The organism is Nonomuraea typhae, from assembly GCF_009760925.1.
Lineage (GTDB): Bacteria > Actinomycetota > Actinomycetes > Streptosporangiales > Streptosporangiaceae > Nonomuraea > Nonomuraea typhae.
The window spans coordinates 354454-367330 of record NZ_VRLV01000004.1; the positions used below are offsets into that span (position 1 = coordinate 354454).

At 70.6% G+C, this 12877-nt stretch carries 11 protein-coding genes; 3 read left to right on the top strand and 8 right to left on the bottom strand.

Translation table 11 applies throughout. The features are described 5' to 3' along the window. Positions 1 to 3: 3 nt before the first annotated feature. From FVE25_RS17685 to FVE25_RS17695, 3 genes are all read right to left on the bottom strand, one after another. The gene (locus FVE25_RS17685; RefSeq protein WP_157248050.1) at positions 4 to 393 is read right to left on the bottom strand and encodes a PPOX class F420-dependent oxidoreductase; all 390 of its coding nucleotides are present in this window, start codon (positions 391 to 393) and stop codon (positions 4 to 6) included. A gap of 143 nt (positions 394 to 536) precedes the next feature. Next, the gene (locus FVE25_RS17690) at positions 537 to 1061 is read right to left on the bottom strand and encodes an NUDIX domain-containing protein (RefSeq protein WP_157248051.1); all 525 of its coding nucleotides are present in this window, start codon (positions 1059 to 1061) and stop codon (positions 537 to 539) included. A gap of 42 nt (positions 1062 to 1103) precedes the next feature. After that, positions 1104 to 2450 carry an NsdA family TPR-like regulatory protein gene (locus FVE25_RS17695; protein WP_157248052.1) on the bottom strand — a complete coding sequence of 449 codons (1347 nt, stop codon included), beginning with the start codon at positions 2448 to 2450 and terminating at the stop codon, positions 1104 to 1106. A 574-nt stretch (positions 2451 to 3024) separates the two neighbouring features. Here FVE25_RS17695 and FVE25_RS17700 point away from each other — a divergent pair. Beyond that, a complete protein-coding gene (locus FVE25_RS17700) occupies positions 3025 to 3225 on the top strand; it encodes a hypothetical protein (RefSeq protein WP_157248053.1) in 201 nt (66 codons plus the stop codon). Between the two features lie 280 nt (positions 3226 to 3505). Here FVE25_RS17700 and fdhD read toward each other — a convergent pair whose 3' ends face one another. The 5 genes from fdhD to FVE25_RS17725 are packed head-to-tail and all read right to left on the bottom strand — an operon-like array spanning position 3506 to position 9815. Then, a complete protein-coding gene (gene fdhD, locus FVE25_RS17705) occupies positions 3506 to 4363 on the bottom strand; it encodes a formate dehydrogenase accessory sulfurtransferase FdhD (RefSeq protein WP_157248054.1) in 858 nt (285 codons plus the stop codon). Further along, positions 4350 to 5189, bottom strand: a complete 840-nt coding sequence (locus tag FVE25_RS17710) for a 2Fe-2S iron-sulfur cluster-binding protein (RefSeq protein WP_246267182.1) — start codon at positions 5187 to 5189, stop codon at positions 4350 to 4352. The genes fdhD and FVE25_RS17710 overlap by 14 nt, the downstream gene beginning before the upstream one ends. Continuing rightward, positions 5189 to 6898, bottom strand: a complete 1710-nt coding sequence (locus tag FVE25_RS17715) for an NAD(P)H-dependent oxidoreductase subunit E (protein WP_157248055.1) — start codon at positions 6896 to 6898, stop codon at positions 5189 to 5191. Before FVE25_RS17715 ends, FVE25_RS17710 begins: the two co-directional genes overlap by 1 nt. Continuing rightward, entirely contained in the window at positions 6898 to 8799 is a 1902-nt protein-coding gene (locus FVE25_RS17720; RefSeq protein WP_157248056.1) for a molybdopterin oxidoreductase family protein, read from the bottom strand. The genes FVE25_RS17715 and FVE25_RS17720 overlap by 1 nt, the downstream gene beginning before the upstream one ends. 38 nt (positions 8800 to 8837) lie before the next feature. Further along, positions 8838 to 9815: a 2-dehydropantoate 2-reductase gene (locus FVE25_RS17725; RefSeq protein ID WP_157248057.1), complete on the bottom strand. Its 978-nt coding sequence runs from the start codon at positions 9813 to 9815 to the stop codon at positions 8838 to 8840. Positions 9816 to 9969: 154 nt separating this feature from the next. Here FVE25_RS17725 and FVE25_RS17730 point away from each other — a divergent pair, with 154 nt between their 5' ends. Beyond that, positions 9970 to 11124: a molybdopterin molybdotransferase MoeA gene (locus tag FVE25_RS17730; RefSeq protein ID WP_246267127.1), complete on the top strand. Its 1155-nt coding sequence runs from the start codon at positions 9970 to 9972 to the stop codon at positions 11122 to 11124. Between the two features lie 87 nt (positions 11125 to 11211). Continuing rightward, positions 11212 to 12876 (top strand): thiamine pyrophosphate-binding protein, encoded by a 1665-nt coding sequence (locus tag FVE25_RS17735; protein ID WP_157248059.1) that lies wholly within the window; start codon positions 11212 to 11214, stop codon positions 12874 to 12876. The last annotated feature ends 1 nt before the right edge of the window (position 12877 follow it).

A 12877-nucleotide genomic window follows, 5' to 3' on the forward strand; every position in this document is an offset into this window, starting at 1 on the left:
CACTCAGACCGTACGGCTGGCGCGCGGCCCGTCCAGACCCCAGGAGATGATCGTGGTGGGGGTGATCCTGATGATCTGCCTGGACAGACCGGGCACAGGCGGCTCATGATCGGTCAGCGCCTCCGCCTTGCCCCGGATCTCGATGCCCCGGGGCGTCCACGGATCGGCCGACGCCAGGTCGTCGACGACGAACGCGACCGTGCTGCCCTGCTGCACGTTCCGGAACTTCTTCGTCCCGCCGAGCGCACCCCCGCCGATGACGATCGTGCCCGCCTCGGCGTCGAGGAAGAAGTTGGTCGGGTTGTTCTGCACCTGCCCACCGGGCGAGACGGTGGCGAGCCGGCCGAGGGGCTGCGCGGCGAGGTAGTCACGTTCGGCCTGGGTGAAGACCATGGGGGGAGTCCTTTCGGGTTGCGGCAAGAACTGCCCTTTCTACCGCAACGCCCGTCGGACCCGGTCTTCGCCCTGCGGACTTCACCTCGGGAAGCATTTCTGGGCCGAGGTGGCCCGGCAGCGGATAGCCGCCGCACGTCGGCTCAGGCATCCGTGAGGAGGTAGAGCAATGCCGCCAGGCTCGTGCCGCTGACGATGTCACCCTTGTCGATCAACCGGCGGGTGTCGGCGATCGGAACCCACTCGATGCGTTCGGCCTCCCACGCTTCGGTCGGCGGGCCCACGTGGGTGGCGGTGTCGGCGCGGAAGATGTGGTGCACGGAATCGGAGATGCCGCTCGTCGGCTGGATGACTATCAGCCGGCGCAGCGGCCCGGGCCGCCATCCGGTTTCCTCCTCGGCCTCGCGCGCGGCTGCCGCGATTGGCTCCTCGCCTTCTTCGACCTTGCCGATCGGGATCTCCCAGCCCCATGTGTCGGTGATGAACCGATGCCGCCAGATCAGCAGGACCCGCCCCTGACCATCGGTGATGGCGGCTCCAGCCCCCGGCGCGGAGCGGATGAGGCGGTGATCCAGGTGCCTGCCGTCGGGCAACTCCACGTCCGCGACCCGCACATCCAGCCATCGGTCGGTGTACAGAGGTTCTTCGGAGTGGACCTGCCAGCGCATGCGGCGTAACCCCCGGTATGGATGCCTGATCTCGGCACCACGCTACAAGGGGACGCCTGGCTGATGCCGCGCACGCGCCAGAAACTCCCGTACAGGTCGTGTGTCGAAGGGGCGCAGAACGGTGGCCACCGTGCCGATCCGCCCGGCGATGCGGTCGGACTCCATGCCTTCCGCACGATCCAGCATCGTTTCGGCGGTCGCGGCGGCTCGGTCCAGCGCGCCGCGATCGGCCAGGACGAGTGCCAGTGTGGCGAGCCGGTGCGCCTGGCCTCTGAGATGACAGTCGTCGGCGGAGCGCAGCGCTTCCTCCGCGTACTCCTGGGCGGGCAGGAGGTCTCCGAGGCTGCTCAGCGCCTCGGCGTGCTGGCATTGCAGAAGCCCGGGTTGGACGTACTCGGTCTCGGGAGGTTCGTCCGCGTGGCGTATCCGGGAAGCCGTCGCCTCCGAACTCCGCATGTGCGCGTGACAGCTCGCCCTGTCCCCCAGCCGGGCGAACGCCTTCGCCTGGAGCGTGTGAAGGTCTGTCGCAAGCGCTGGGCTGAGGTGCCCGCGCGCTCCTCGGAGGGCCGTCTCGCAGTACTGGATCACGTAGCGGTGCTTGGCTCGCGCCATCGCCTGGTTGGCCAACAGGGCCACGACGTAGCCACCGAACGCGAGGTTGCCGGACGCCTTCGCCATGCGAAGGGCGTGGAAGAGGTAGCGCTGGGAGAGCGCCTGCCGGCCGGAGTCGTAGGCACAGATACCGGCGAGCGCGACCAGGCCACCGGCGGCGCGGAACAGTTCCCGGCCCACCCCGTCGTCGCGGCCGCCCTTGAGCAGCGGCGTCACGCTCGTGTTGAGGAAGGCGACGACGCGAGGACGTACCGGCACTCCGCCCACTCGGCGGTACATCTGTTCATATCGACGGCGTGTGGCCATAAGCGCCTGAACGTCGTCCAGAGTCACCGGGCGCGCGCCTCGGCGAGAGACGTCGATCTCATGGGGCGGGTTCTCCCACTCGAAAACGGGCGCGATCGCGGCGGGGCCTTCGATCATCGAGGCGCCCGCGAGGAACACCCTGTTACCGAGGTCTCCCCGCCAGAGAGCGACCGCCTGATCCACCGCCTGTGGCAGCTCGACATCACCGAAATCTGTGCCCCGCCTGACCATGCCGATCTCCGAGAGCGACAGGACACGCCCTACACGCGGCCCGATGATCTCGCAAATGAGCTCCGGCACGTCTCCACGGGGGATCGCGTTGTCCCTGATCCAACGGGCTACCGCCGTGTGGTCATATCTGGTGGGACGGCGTGCGGTCGCCGTCACGGCGTTGATCCGTGCAGCGAGACCCGCATGCGAGATCCCCGCCTCGGCGAGCAGTGAGTCCAACAGGATGTTCGGCTCACCCACTGGTCGGCCCTCCGCGCCCGGCTGCCTGCCTCCATTCGGAGTGTAGGCAGGTCAGGACCGCTCGAACACGCCGCTTGCCTCAGGCATCGATTACAGGTGCATCGCATTCACACGGCGTGTGAACGCGATCCCACCGATCCCGCTGATCACGCGCTTACGGAGAACCCCCGCGGTCGATGGACTGGACCCATGATGAAGCCCGAACGTCAGACCTTGGCACCGCCGCTTCCTCTGACCGCAGCCGAGAGTCTGCGCCGGGCGCTCGCAAGGCACGGCGTCTTCGCCGACGTACACGCCGGCTTCGGGCTGGCCCTGGTGTCCGTGTGGGTCGGCCTCGTGGTGTGGTGCGACGGCGAGCGGTTCTGGTGGTGTACGGCCTGGGACTCAGGCCGAAATCGTCCCGTCTACGCATGGCACCCGGCCCCGGACTCGACCCGTGCGGCTCGCCGTGTTGCCCTGCGTTACGCCGATCTGCGGAAGACCCACCCGCTCTCGGAGGTGGTCAGCGACCTTGTGTCAGCCGCCTCAAGACAGTGCGATGGGACACTTTAAGCCCGGTATCGGCAGCCGAGCCATGATCATCGACCTGGTGCACAGTCCAGCCCGCACGCGCAGTCATGCTCCCGCATTGCTCGGCCACCACGGGACAGTGGTCATGGTGCTCCGCCACGGCACCCTGGCATTGCTCGAACTCGACGCGGACGCCGACCAGTTGCCCGGCATGACAAGGCGTTGGCCCGTGCACTGGGACGACTTGGCGGTCTTCACCACCTAGTTCCGCACCCAAAGGGAACAAGTCCTCGCCTACGTTCACTCTGCCAGGGCAAGGGCTTCGGACTTGTTGCCTTTGGATGAGCCCCACCCCTTCGGAAGCGGGCAACGCTCGGGGGTCCGGAGGCCGGAAGGCCGCCCGGCTGGGGGTCGTGGGGGGCTTGGCCCCCCACTGAGGGGAGCCCGACCTCCCCTCGCGCGGAGCGCGCCCGGGAGGGAGGACCTTGCCTTTGGGGGATGCCGTCCGGCACCGGGGGCACCAGGTGCCGTACGGCATCCCGTCATCACCCCGCGAAGCGCGCACCGGCTGAGCCGAGACCGGTGGACGGGGTGACGTTCAGGCGGTGTTCTCCGGTGTACACGTTCATCGACTCGCCCCTCAGGAAGCCGATCAGCGTCATTCCCTGCTCGGCGGCCAGGTCCGCCGCCAGGGAGGAGGGGGCCGACACCGCGGCCAGGGCCGGGATGCCGGCCATGACGGCCTTCTGGACCAGTTCGAAGGAGGCTCTGCCGGACACCATCAGGATGGTGGCGCGCAGGGGCAGGCGGTCGTTGCGGACGGCCCAGCCGAGGATCTTGTCCACGGCGTTGTGGCGGCCCACGTCCTCGCGGACGCACAGCGGGTCGCCGTCCGCCGTGAACAGGCCGGCCGCGTGCAGGCCGCCGGTGCGGTCGAAGACGCGCTGGGCGGATCTCAGGCGGGCCGGGAGGGTGGTGATCGTTTCGCGGGACAGGGTCGTGGCGTCGGCCGTCAGGCTCCACCTGGCCACTGTCTGGACCGCCTCCAGCGACGCCTTTCCGCACACGCCGCAGGACGACGTCGTGGAGAAGTTTCTCGGTTCGGGGCGTGGGATGCCGGGCGGGAGCCGTACGTCCAGGACGTTGTAGGTGTTCGTGCCGGCCACCGCGCCCGCGCAGTAGCGGATCGTGACCACGTCCGCGGAGCGGGTGACGGCGCCTTCGCTGACGAGGAAGCCGGCGGCCAGGTCGAAGTCGTCGCCCGGGGTGCGCATGGTGACCGTCAGGGGGACGCCGTCCAGGCGGATCTCCAGGGGCTCCTCGGCGGCCAGGGAGTCGGTGGTGCGGCGTACGGTCTCCGTCACGCGGAGGATGCGCCGCTTGATCGCCTTAGACGTAGCCATAGCCGAAGCGGCCCTTCACGCACAGGTTGCCGTGCGTCACCGGGTTGTCGTGCGGCGACGTCACCTTGACGATCTTGTTGTCCTGGACGTGCAGGGTGAGGTTGCAGCCGACGCCGCAGTAGCTGCAGACCGTGGTGGTCTCCTGCTGGCGGGACTCGTCCCAGGTGCCCTCGGCCCGCATGTCGAACTCGGTCTTGAACGACAGCGCGCCCGTGGGGCAGACCTCCACGCAGTTGCCGCAGTACACGCAGGCCGAGTCGGTCAGGGGCGCGTCCCATTCGGTGCTGATGGCGGCGTCGAAGCCGCGGCCTGCCACGCTGATGGCGAAGGAGTTCTGCCACTGCTCGCCGCAAGCGTCCACGCACTTGTAGCACAGGATGCATTTGCCGTAGTCGCGGACGTACAGGTCGTTGTCCACCTTGGCGGGCTGCGCGACGGTGGCCGCCTCCTCGCCGAACCTGGCCGGGTCGGCGCCGTACTCCGTCATCCACTCCTTCGCCCGCGGCGTCGTGGACAGGTCCGCCGAGGACGCCAGCAGTTCCAGCACCACCTTGCGGCTGCTCACACAGCGCTCGGTGGCGGTGGAGACCTTCATGCCCGCCTCCGCCTTGCGGGAGCAGGCGGGGGCGAGGGTGCGGGCGCCCTCCACCTCGACCACGCAGACCCGGCAGGCGTTCTTGGGGGTCAGCGTGTCGCCGTAGCAGAGGGTGGGGACGTCCTTCCCGGCCGTCTCGCAGGCGTCCAGGATCGTGGCGCCTTCAGGCACGCGTACGGCGGAGCCGTCCACCTCGACGTCGATCAGGCGGCGCGGGGGTTGCAACGGGATCACGTGAAGACTCCCAACCGGTCGATGGCCGATTCGACGGCGTTCCAGGCGGTCTGCCCGAGGCCGCAGATGGAGGCGTCGCGCATGGTCTGGCCGACCTCGCGCAGAAGCAGCAGGTCGGAGGCGTCCACGCGCTGCGACAGCCGGTGCAGCGCCTCCTCCTGGCGGACGGTGCCGACCCGGCAGGGCACGCACTGGCCGCAGGACTCGTCGCGGAAGAACTCGGCGATGCGCAGCAGCATGGCCTTGAGGTCCACGGAGGTGTCGAGCACGAGCACGACGCCGGAGCCGAGCGTGGCCCCGGCCGCGCGGGTGCCCTCGAAGGTGAGCGGGATGTCCGGGTCGGTCACGAAGGCCCCGGCGGCTCCGCCGAGCAGGACGGCCCGGACCTCGCCGGTCGGCTGGGCCAGCGTGAGGAGGTCGCGGAGCGTGGCGCCGAAGGGCAGCTCGTAGACCCCCGGTTTCACGATATTTCCGGACACACAGAACAGCTTCGGCTCGGCCGCACGATATGCCTCCGGCCCACGCTCCAAGATGGGCAGCACGTTGACCAGCGTCTCCACGTTGTTGACCACGGTCGGCTTGCCGAACAGCCCCTTCTCCACCGGGAACGGCGGCTTGGTCCGCGGCTCGCCCCGGTACCCCTCGATGGAATTGAAGATCGCGGTCTCCTCGCCGCAGATGTAGGCCCCGGCCCCGCGCCGCACCTCGATGTCGAAGGCGAACCCCTGCCCGAGGATGTCCGCCCCGAGCAGCCCGCGCGACCGGGCGGTGGCCATGGCGTTCTCCAGCGCCGCCCGAGCCCTGGGATATTCACCCCGGATGTACAGATAGCCCTTGGCGCACCCGTTGGCGTAAGCCGCGATCGTCATCGCCTCGATCAGCGCATAAGGGTCACCCTCCATGATCACGCGATCCTTGAAGGTGCCCGGCTCGCTCTCGTCGGCGTTGCACACCAGGTAGTGCGGATGGTCGGGCTGCCGCGCGGTCGCCTCCCACTTCCGCCCGGTGGGGAAGGCCGCCCCGCCCCTGCCCACCAGCCCCGCCTCGGTGACCTCCCGGATCACCCCCGCCGGCCCGAGCTGGAAGGCCCGCCGCAACGCCTGGTACCCACCCTGCGCCCGGTAGTCGTCCAGGCTGGCCGGATCCACCACCCCGATCCGCCGGAGCAGCACCAGATCGGGCTGCCCCGCCTGAGGCACGGCGGCGGCCACGGCCGGCTCGGCGTCCGCGGAAGCCCCGGCCTCCAGGGACAGGCACGCCGGAGCCCGCTCACACAGCCCCAGGCAGGGGCTCTCCTGCCAATCCCTGCCCGGCGGGCCGAGCCGTTCCTCGACGCCCCGCCGTACCTCGGAAGCGCCCCGAGCCTGGCAGGCGAGGTCCGTGCAGACGTGCAGCACCCGGGCGGGCCGCTCCGACAGGGAGAACAGCGAGTAGAACGACGCCACCCCGTACGCCTCGGCCGGCGGCACGGTCAGGCGCCGGCAGATGTAGTCGAGGGCGCCCTCGCTGATCCAGCCGACCCGGTCGTTGACCGCGTGCAGCGCGGGCAGGAGCAGGTCGCGGGCGGGCTCGGCGCGGGCGGCGGAGCGCAGGCCGGTCTCGGTCCTGGCGCCGCCGTCCCAGGCGGTGGCGGGCGGGCCGAGGAGCGCGTCCACCGCGGCGCGCTCCTCGGCGGTCGGGCGGGCGTCGCGGAAGCGCAGGTCCATCAGCCCACCGTCACAAGCTTCTCGACGCGTACGGCTGCCGCCTTGAACTCGGCGGTGCCCGCGATCGGGCAGGTGGCCTCGATGGTCAGCGCGTTGGTGTCCACCTCGTCCGGGAAGTGCATGGTCATGAAGACCAGCCCGGGCCGCAGGGCGGGGTCGATGAACACGGGCGCGACGACGGAGCCGCGCCTGGAGGTGATCCGGACCTCCTCCCCGGCGCTGACGCCGAGCCGCCGCGCGTCCTCGGGGCACAGCTCGATCGTCTCGCCGCGGCGCAGCGGGGAGGCGAAGCCGGAGGACTGCACGCCGGTGTTGTAGGAGTCGAGCCGCCGTCCGGTGGTCAGGCGCAGCGGGTACTCCTCGTCGAGCAGGTCCACCGGCGGTGAGTGGCGCAGCAGGGCGAAGGGGGCGGGCTCGCCGCGCCGGACCGGGTCGGTCTCCCAGAGGCGGGCGTGCAGGTAGGGCGGTTCGAGGGAGTCCTCGGAGGGGCAGGGCCACTGGATGCCCTGCAGGTCGGTGAGGCGCTGGTAGCTCATGCCGCGGTGGGCGGGGGAGACGGAGCGCAGTTCGTCCCAGACCTGCTCGGCGGAGGTGTAGGCCCAGTCGTGGCCGAGCCGGCGGGCCAGCTCGCACAGGATCCAGATGTCGTCGCGGGCCTCGCCCGGCGGGTCGAGTGCCTTGCGGACGCGTTGCACGCGGCGCTCGCTGTTGGTGAAGGTGCCCTCGCTCTCGCACCAGGCGGCGCTGGCGGGCAGCACGACGTCGGCCATCTGGGCGGTCTTGGTGAGGAAGATGTCCTGCACGACGAGGTGATCGAGCATGGACAGGCGTTTCACGCAGGCCAGCGAGTCGGCTTCGGACTGCACCGGGTTCTCGCCGATGAGGTAGCAGGTGGTGACCTCGCCCTCGGCCATGGCCTCCAGCATCTGGGTGAGGTTGAGCCCATAGCGGGGCTGGATCCGGATATTCCATGCTTTTTCGAAGGAAGTCCGGATCGACGGGTCGAGGATGTCCTGGAAGCCGGGCAGCCGGTTGGGGATGGCGCCCATGTCACCGCCGCCCTGCACGTTGTTCTGGCCGCGCAGGGGCGACAGGCCGGAACCGTACCGGCCGACGTGACCGGTGAGCAGGGCCAGGTTGATGAGGGCGCGCACGTTGTCGGTGGCGTTGTGGTGCTCGGTGATGCCGAGCGTCCAGCAGAGCTGGGCCCGGTCGGCGCGGGCGTAGGCGTGGGCCAGTTCGCGGATCGCCTCCGCCGGGACGCCCGTCACCTGCTCGGCCGCGGTGAGCGTCCACGGCTCGACCGAGGCGGCGAACTCCTCGAACCCGGTGGTGGCGCGGTCGATGAAGGCCCGGTTGTGCAGCCCGGCGTGGATGATCTCGCGGGCGACGGCGTGGGCGAGTGGGATGTCGGTGCCCACGTTGAGGCCGAGCCAGCGGTCGGCCCACTCGGCGGTGCCGGTGCGCCGCGGGTCCACGGCGAACATGCGGGCGCCCTTGTGGATGCCCTTGAGCACGTGGTGGAAGAAGATCGGGTGGGCGTTGCGGGCGGCGGAACCCCACATGATGATCACATCGGTGTCCTCGACCTCCTGGTAGGAGGAGGTTCCGCCGCCGCTGCCGAACACCGCGGACAACCCGGCGACGCTGGGCGCGTGGCAGGTGCGGTTGCACGAGTCCACGTTGTTGGTGCCCACGACGACGCGGGTGAACTTCTGGCCTATGTAGTTCATCTCGTTGGTGGATCGGGCGCACGACAACATGGCGAAGGAGTCGGGGCCGTGCCGGTCGATGTTGCGCCGGAACCCTTCGGCGGCGCGGTCGAGCGCCTCCTCCCAGGTGGCCTGGCGCAGCACGCCGTCCTCACGCACCAGTGGATGGGTCAGGCGGGCATAGCTCATGATCCCTCCATTCTGTATACCGCCTACGGTATGCCCCGTTAGGCCGTACGAACAAGGTTCTCGTTCAGCAGGTCGCTCACCGCGTGGATCGCGCGCAGCACCGGCACCTGCGCGCCGGTCAGGTCGGCCAGCTCGACCACCGCGGCCAGCAGCACGTCGAGCTCCAGCGGGCGGCCCCTCTCCAGGTCCTGCAAGGTGGAGGTCTTGTGCTCACCCGCCTTCTCCGCCCCGCGCAGCCGCCGCTCGATCGACACCCCGGGGTCGCAGCCGACCCGCCAGGCCACCTCGACGGTCTCCTGCATCATGGCCACGACCAGCTCCCGGGCGCCCTGGTGGCGGGCGATCCCGGCCATGGTGGCGCGGGCCAGGGCGCTGATGGGGTTGAAGGCGATGTTGCCCATGAGCTTGATCCACACGTCTTTGCGCAGATCCGCCTCGACCGGGCATTTCAGCCCGCCCTCGACCGCGGCCCGGCTGAAGGAGGCGCAGCGCGCGCTGAGGTCCCCGGTCGGCTCGCCGATGGAGAACCGGGTGCCCTCCAGATGCCTGATGACGCCCGGTGCCTCGATCTCGGTGGCGGCGTAGACGACGCAGCCGATCGCCCGCTCCAGCGGCAGCGCCGCCGTCACGGCGCCGTCCGGGTCGACGCTCTCGATGCGATGGCCCTCGTAGGGGCCCCTGAGCCCGTGGAAGTACCACCAGGGGATGCCGTTCTGCGCCGCGATGATGCTTGTGGCCTCGTGCAGCAACGGCTTGACCATCGGGCCCGCGGCGGCGTAGTGGTTCGCCTTGAGGCCCAGGAAGACGTGGTCCACCGGCCCGACGTGGGTCGGGTCGTCGGTGGCATGGGGGTGGGCGACGAAGTCGCCCCGGGGGCTGAGCACCCGGACACCCTCGCGGCGGATGGCCGCCAGGTGCTCGCCTCTCGCGATCAGATGCACCTCGGCTCCCGCCCTGTGCAGGGCGGCTCCCACGTATGCGCCGATGGCGCCGGCGCCAAGAACAGCGACCTTCATGCTGCGCTCCGTTCTCGCGTCGGATGATGCGCGGCACCGCTGGATACGGTTGGTCCGTAGGCCGCAGTGGCCGCCACATGCGACGAGCCGCTCATCGCGGCCCGTTGTGCATTCGGTATACAGTATGGAAAAAATGCGGTCAAGGAGTCGCCCGATGACGACGTTGTCCTGGGAGCGGGCGCGCGACCTCGCCGCCGCGCTCGCCCATGCCCCCGCCCCCGCCGACGTCCCGCTGTCCGAGGCGTACGGCTGCCGCCTCGCCGAGCCCCTCCGGGCCCTGGTCCCGGTGCCCGGGGCGGACGTGTCGGCCATGGACGGCTACGCGGTCTGCGGCCCGCCGCCCTGGCGGGTGACCGGCCGGGTGCTGGCCGGGGGCGCGCCCGGCCCGGCGTTGTCCGGCGGGGAGGCGGCGGAGATCGCCACCGGGGCGCCGGTGCCGGAGGGGACCTGGTCGGTGCTGCCGTACGAGGTCGCCGAGGCGGCGGACGGGTGGGTGAAGGGCGTGGCCGAGCGGGGCCGGCACGTCCGGTTCCGGGGTGAGGACGTTCCCGCGGGGGCCGTGGTGCTCGGGGCGGGGAGCGTGGTCACTCCTGCCGTGCTCGGGCTGGCCGCGGGGCTGGGGCACGATCGGCTGCGCGTGCTGGCCAAGCCCGCGGTGTCCGTCCTGGTGACCGGGGACGAGGTGGTCTTCGAGGGGTTGCCGGGGCCGGGGCGGGTGCGGGACGCCATCGGGCCCATGCTGCCCGGCCTGGTCGCGTGGGCGGGCGGCCGGGTGACCGGGAACCTCCGGCTGCCGGACGGAGCCGAGGCGCTGCGCGCGGCCCTCGCCGGGACCGCGCCCGGTTCCGGCCCGGCCGCTCCGGCGCGGCCCGCCGATGTCGTGGTGGTCTGCGGGGCCTCCTCGAAGGGTCCGGCCGACCACCTGCGGGCCGTTCTCGGCGATGCGGAGGTGCTGATCGACGGCGTGGCCGTACGTCCTGGACACCCGCAGATCCTGGCCAGGCTCGCGAGCGGGGCCTTGCTCGTCGGCCTGCCCGGCAACCCGTTCGCCGCGCTCGGGGCGGCCATGACGCTGCTCGTCCCGATCCTGGGCGGACCGCGCAGGGGCGAGATGAGCGCGCTGGCGGGGAAGGTCCGGGCGCATCCGCGTGACACCCGCCTGGTTCCGGTCCGCAGGGGGGAGAACGGGGCGGTTCCGGTGGGTCATGACCGGCCCGGGTCGTTGTGGGGCGCGGCCCTGGCCGAGGCGCTGGCGGTGGTGCCTCCGGGGTGGGAGGGCGGTCAGGTGGAGTTGATCGAGTTGCCGTAGAGGTCTGGACAGGCCGATCGGGAGAGGGTAACCATGGCGTCATACGGTATGCAGTATGCGGGAGACAGTCGCCGGAAAGGATAGAGGATGTCCGAAACGATCTCTGGCGGTCATCTGGTAGCGAAGGCGCTCAAGGCAGAAGGCGTGGACGTGATCTACACGCTCTGCGGCGGGCACATCATCGACATCTACGATGGCTGCGTCGACGAGGGCATCGAGGTCATCGACGTCCGCCACGAACAGGTGGCCGCGCACGCCGCCGACGGCTATGCGCGCGTCACCGGCAAGCCGGGCTGCGCGGTGGTCACCGCGGGACCGGGCACGACCGACGCGGTCACCGGCGTGGCCAACGCCTTCCGCGCCGAGAGCCCGATGCTCCTCATCGGCGGCCAGGGCGCGCTCAGCCAGCACAAGATGGGCTCGCTGCAGGACCTGCCGCACGTCGACATGATGACCCCGATCACCAAGTTCGCCGCGACGGTGCCCAGCACGGAGCGCGTGGCCGACATCGTCTCGATGGCCTTCCGCGAGTGCTTCCACGGCGCGCCGGGCCCGTCGTTCCTCGAGATCCCGCGGGACGTCCTCGACGCCAAGATCCCGCTGGAGAAGGCCAGGATCCCCAAGAACTACCGCGCCTCCACCCGCCAGCAGGGCGACCCCGAGGCCATCGAGCGCCTGGCCGGCATGCTGGCCCACGCCGAGAAGCCGTGCATCCTGCTCGGCAGCCAGGTCTGGACCTGCCGCGCCACCGACGCGGCCACCGACTTCGTGCGCGGGCTCAACATCCCGGCCTACATGAACGGCTCCGGCCGCGGCACCCTGCCGCCCGGCGACCCGCACCACTTCCAGCTCTCCCGCAGGTACGCCTTCACCGAGGCCGACCTGATCATCATCGTCGGCACGCCGTTCGACTTCAGGATGGGGTACGGCAAGCGGCTCAGCCCCTCGGCCACCGTGGTCCAGATCGACCTCGACTACCGCACCGTCGGCAAGAACCGCGACGTCGACCTGGGCATCGTCGGCGACGCCGGGCTCATCCTCACCGGCGCCCTCCAGGCCGCCGGCGGCCGGATCAACGACGCGGTCGCCAAGCGCAAGGCCTGGATGGACGAGCTGCGCGCGGTCGAGACCCAGGCGTACGAGAAGCGCCTGCCCAGGCAGCTGTCCGGCAGCGACCCCATCGACCCGTACCGCCTCGTCCACGAGATCAACGAGTTCCTGACCGAGGACACGATCTACATCGGCGACGGCGGCGACATCGTCACCTTCTCCGGCCAGGTCGTCCAGCCGAAGTCGCCCGGCCACTGGATGGACCCGGGCCCGCTCGGCACGCTGGGCGTCGGCATGGCCTTCGCGATGGCCGCCAAGCAGGCCCGCCGCGACAAGGAGGTCCTGTGCCTGTTCGGCGACGGCGCCTTCTCGCTGACCGGCTGGGACTTCGAGACGATGATCCGCTTCGACCTGCCGTTCATCGGCGTCATCGGCAACAACTCCTCGATGAACCAGATCAGGTACGGCCAGGCCGTCAAGTACGGCGAGGCCAGGGGGCGGGTCGGCAACACCCTGGGCGACATCCGCTACGGCGACTTCGCCAAGCTGCTCGGCGGTCACGGCGAGGAGGTCCGCGACCCGGAGGAGATCGGCCCGGCCCTGCAGAGGGCGCGCGAGTCGGGCAAGCCCTCCCTGATCAACGTGTGGGTCGACCCCGAGGTCTACGCGCCCGGCACCATGAACCAGACGATGTACAAGTGAG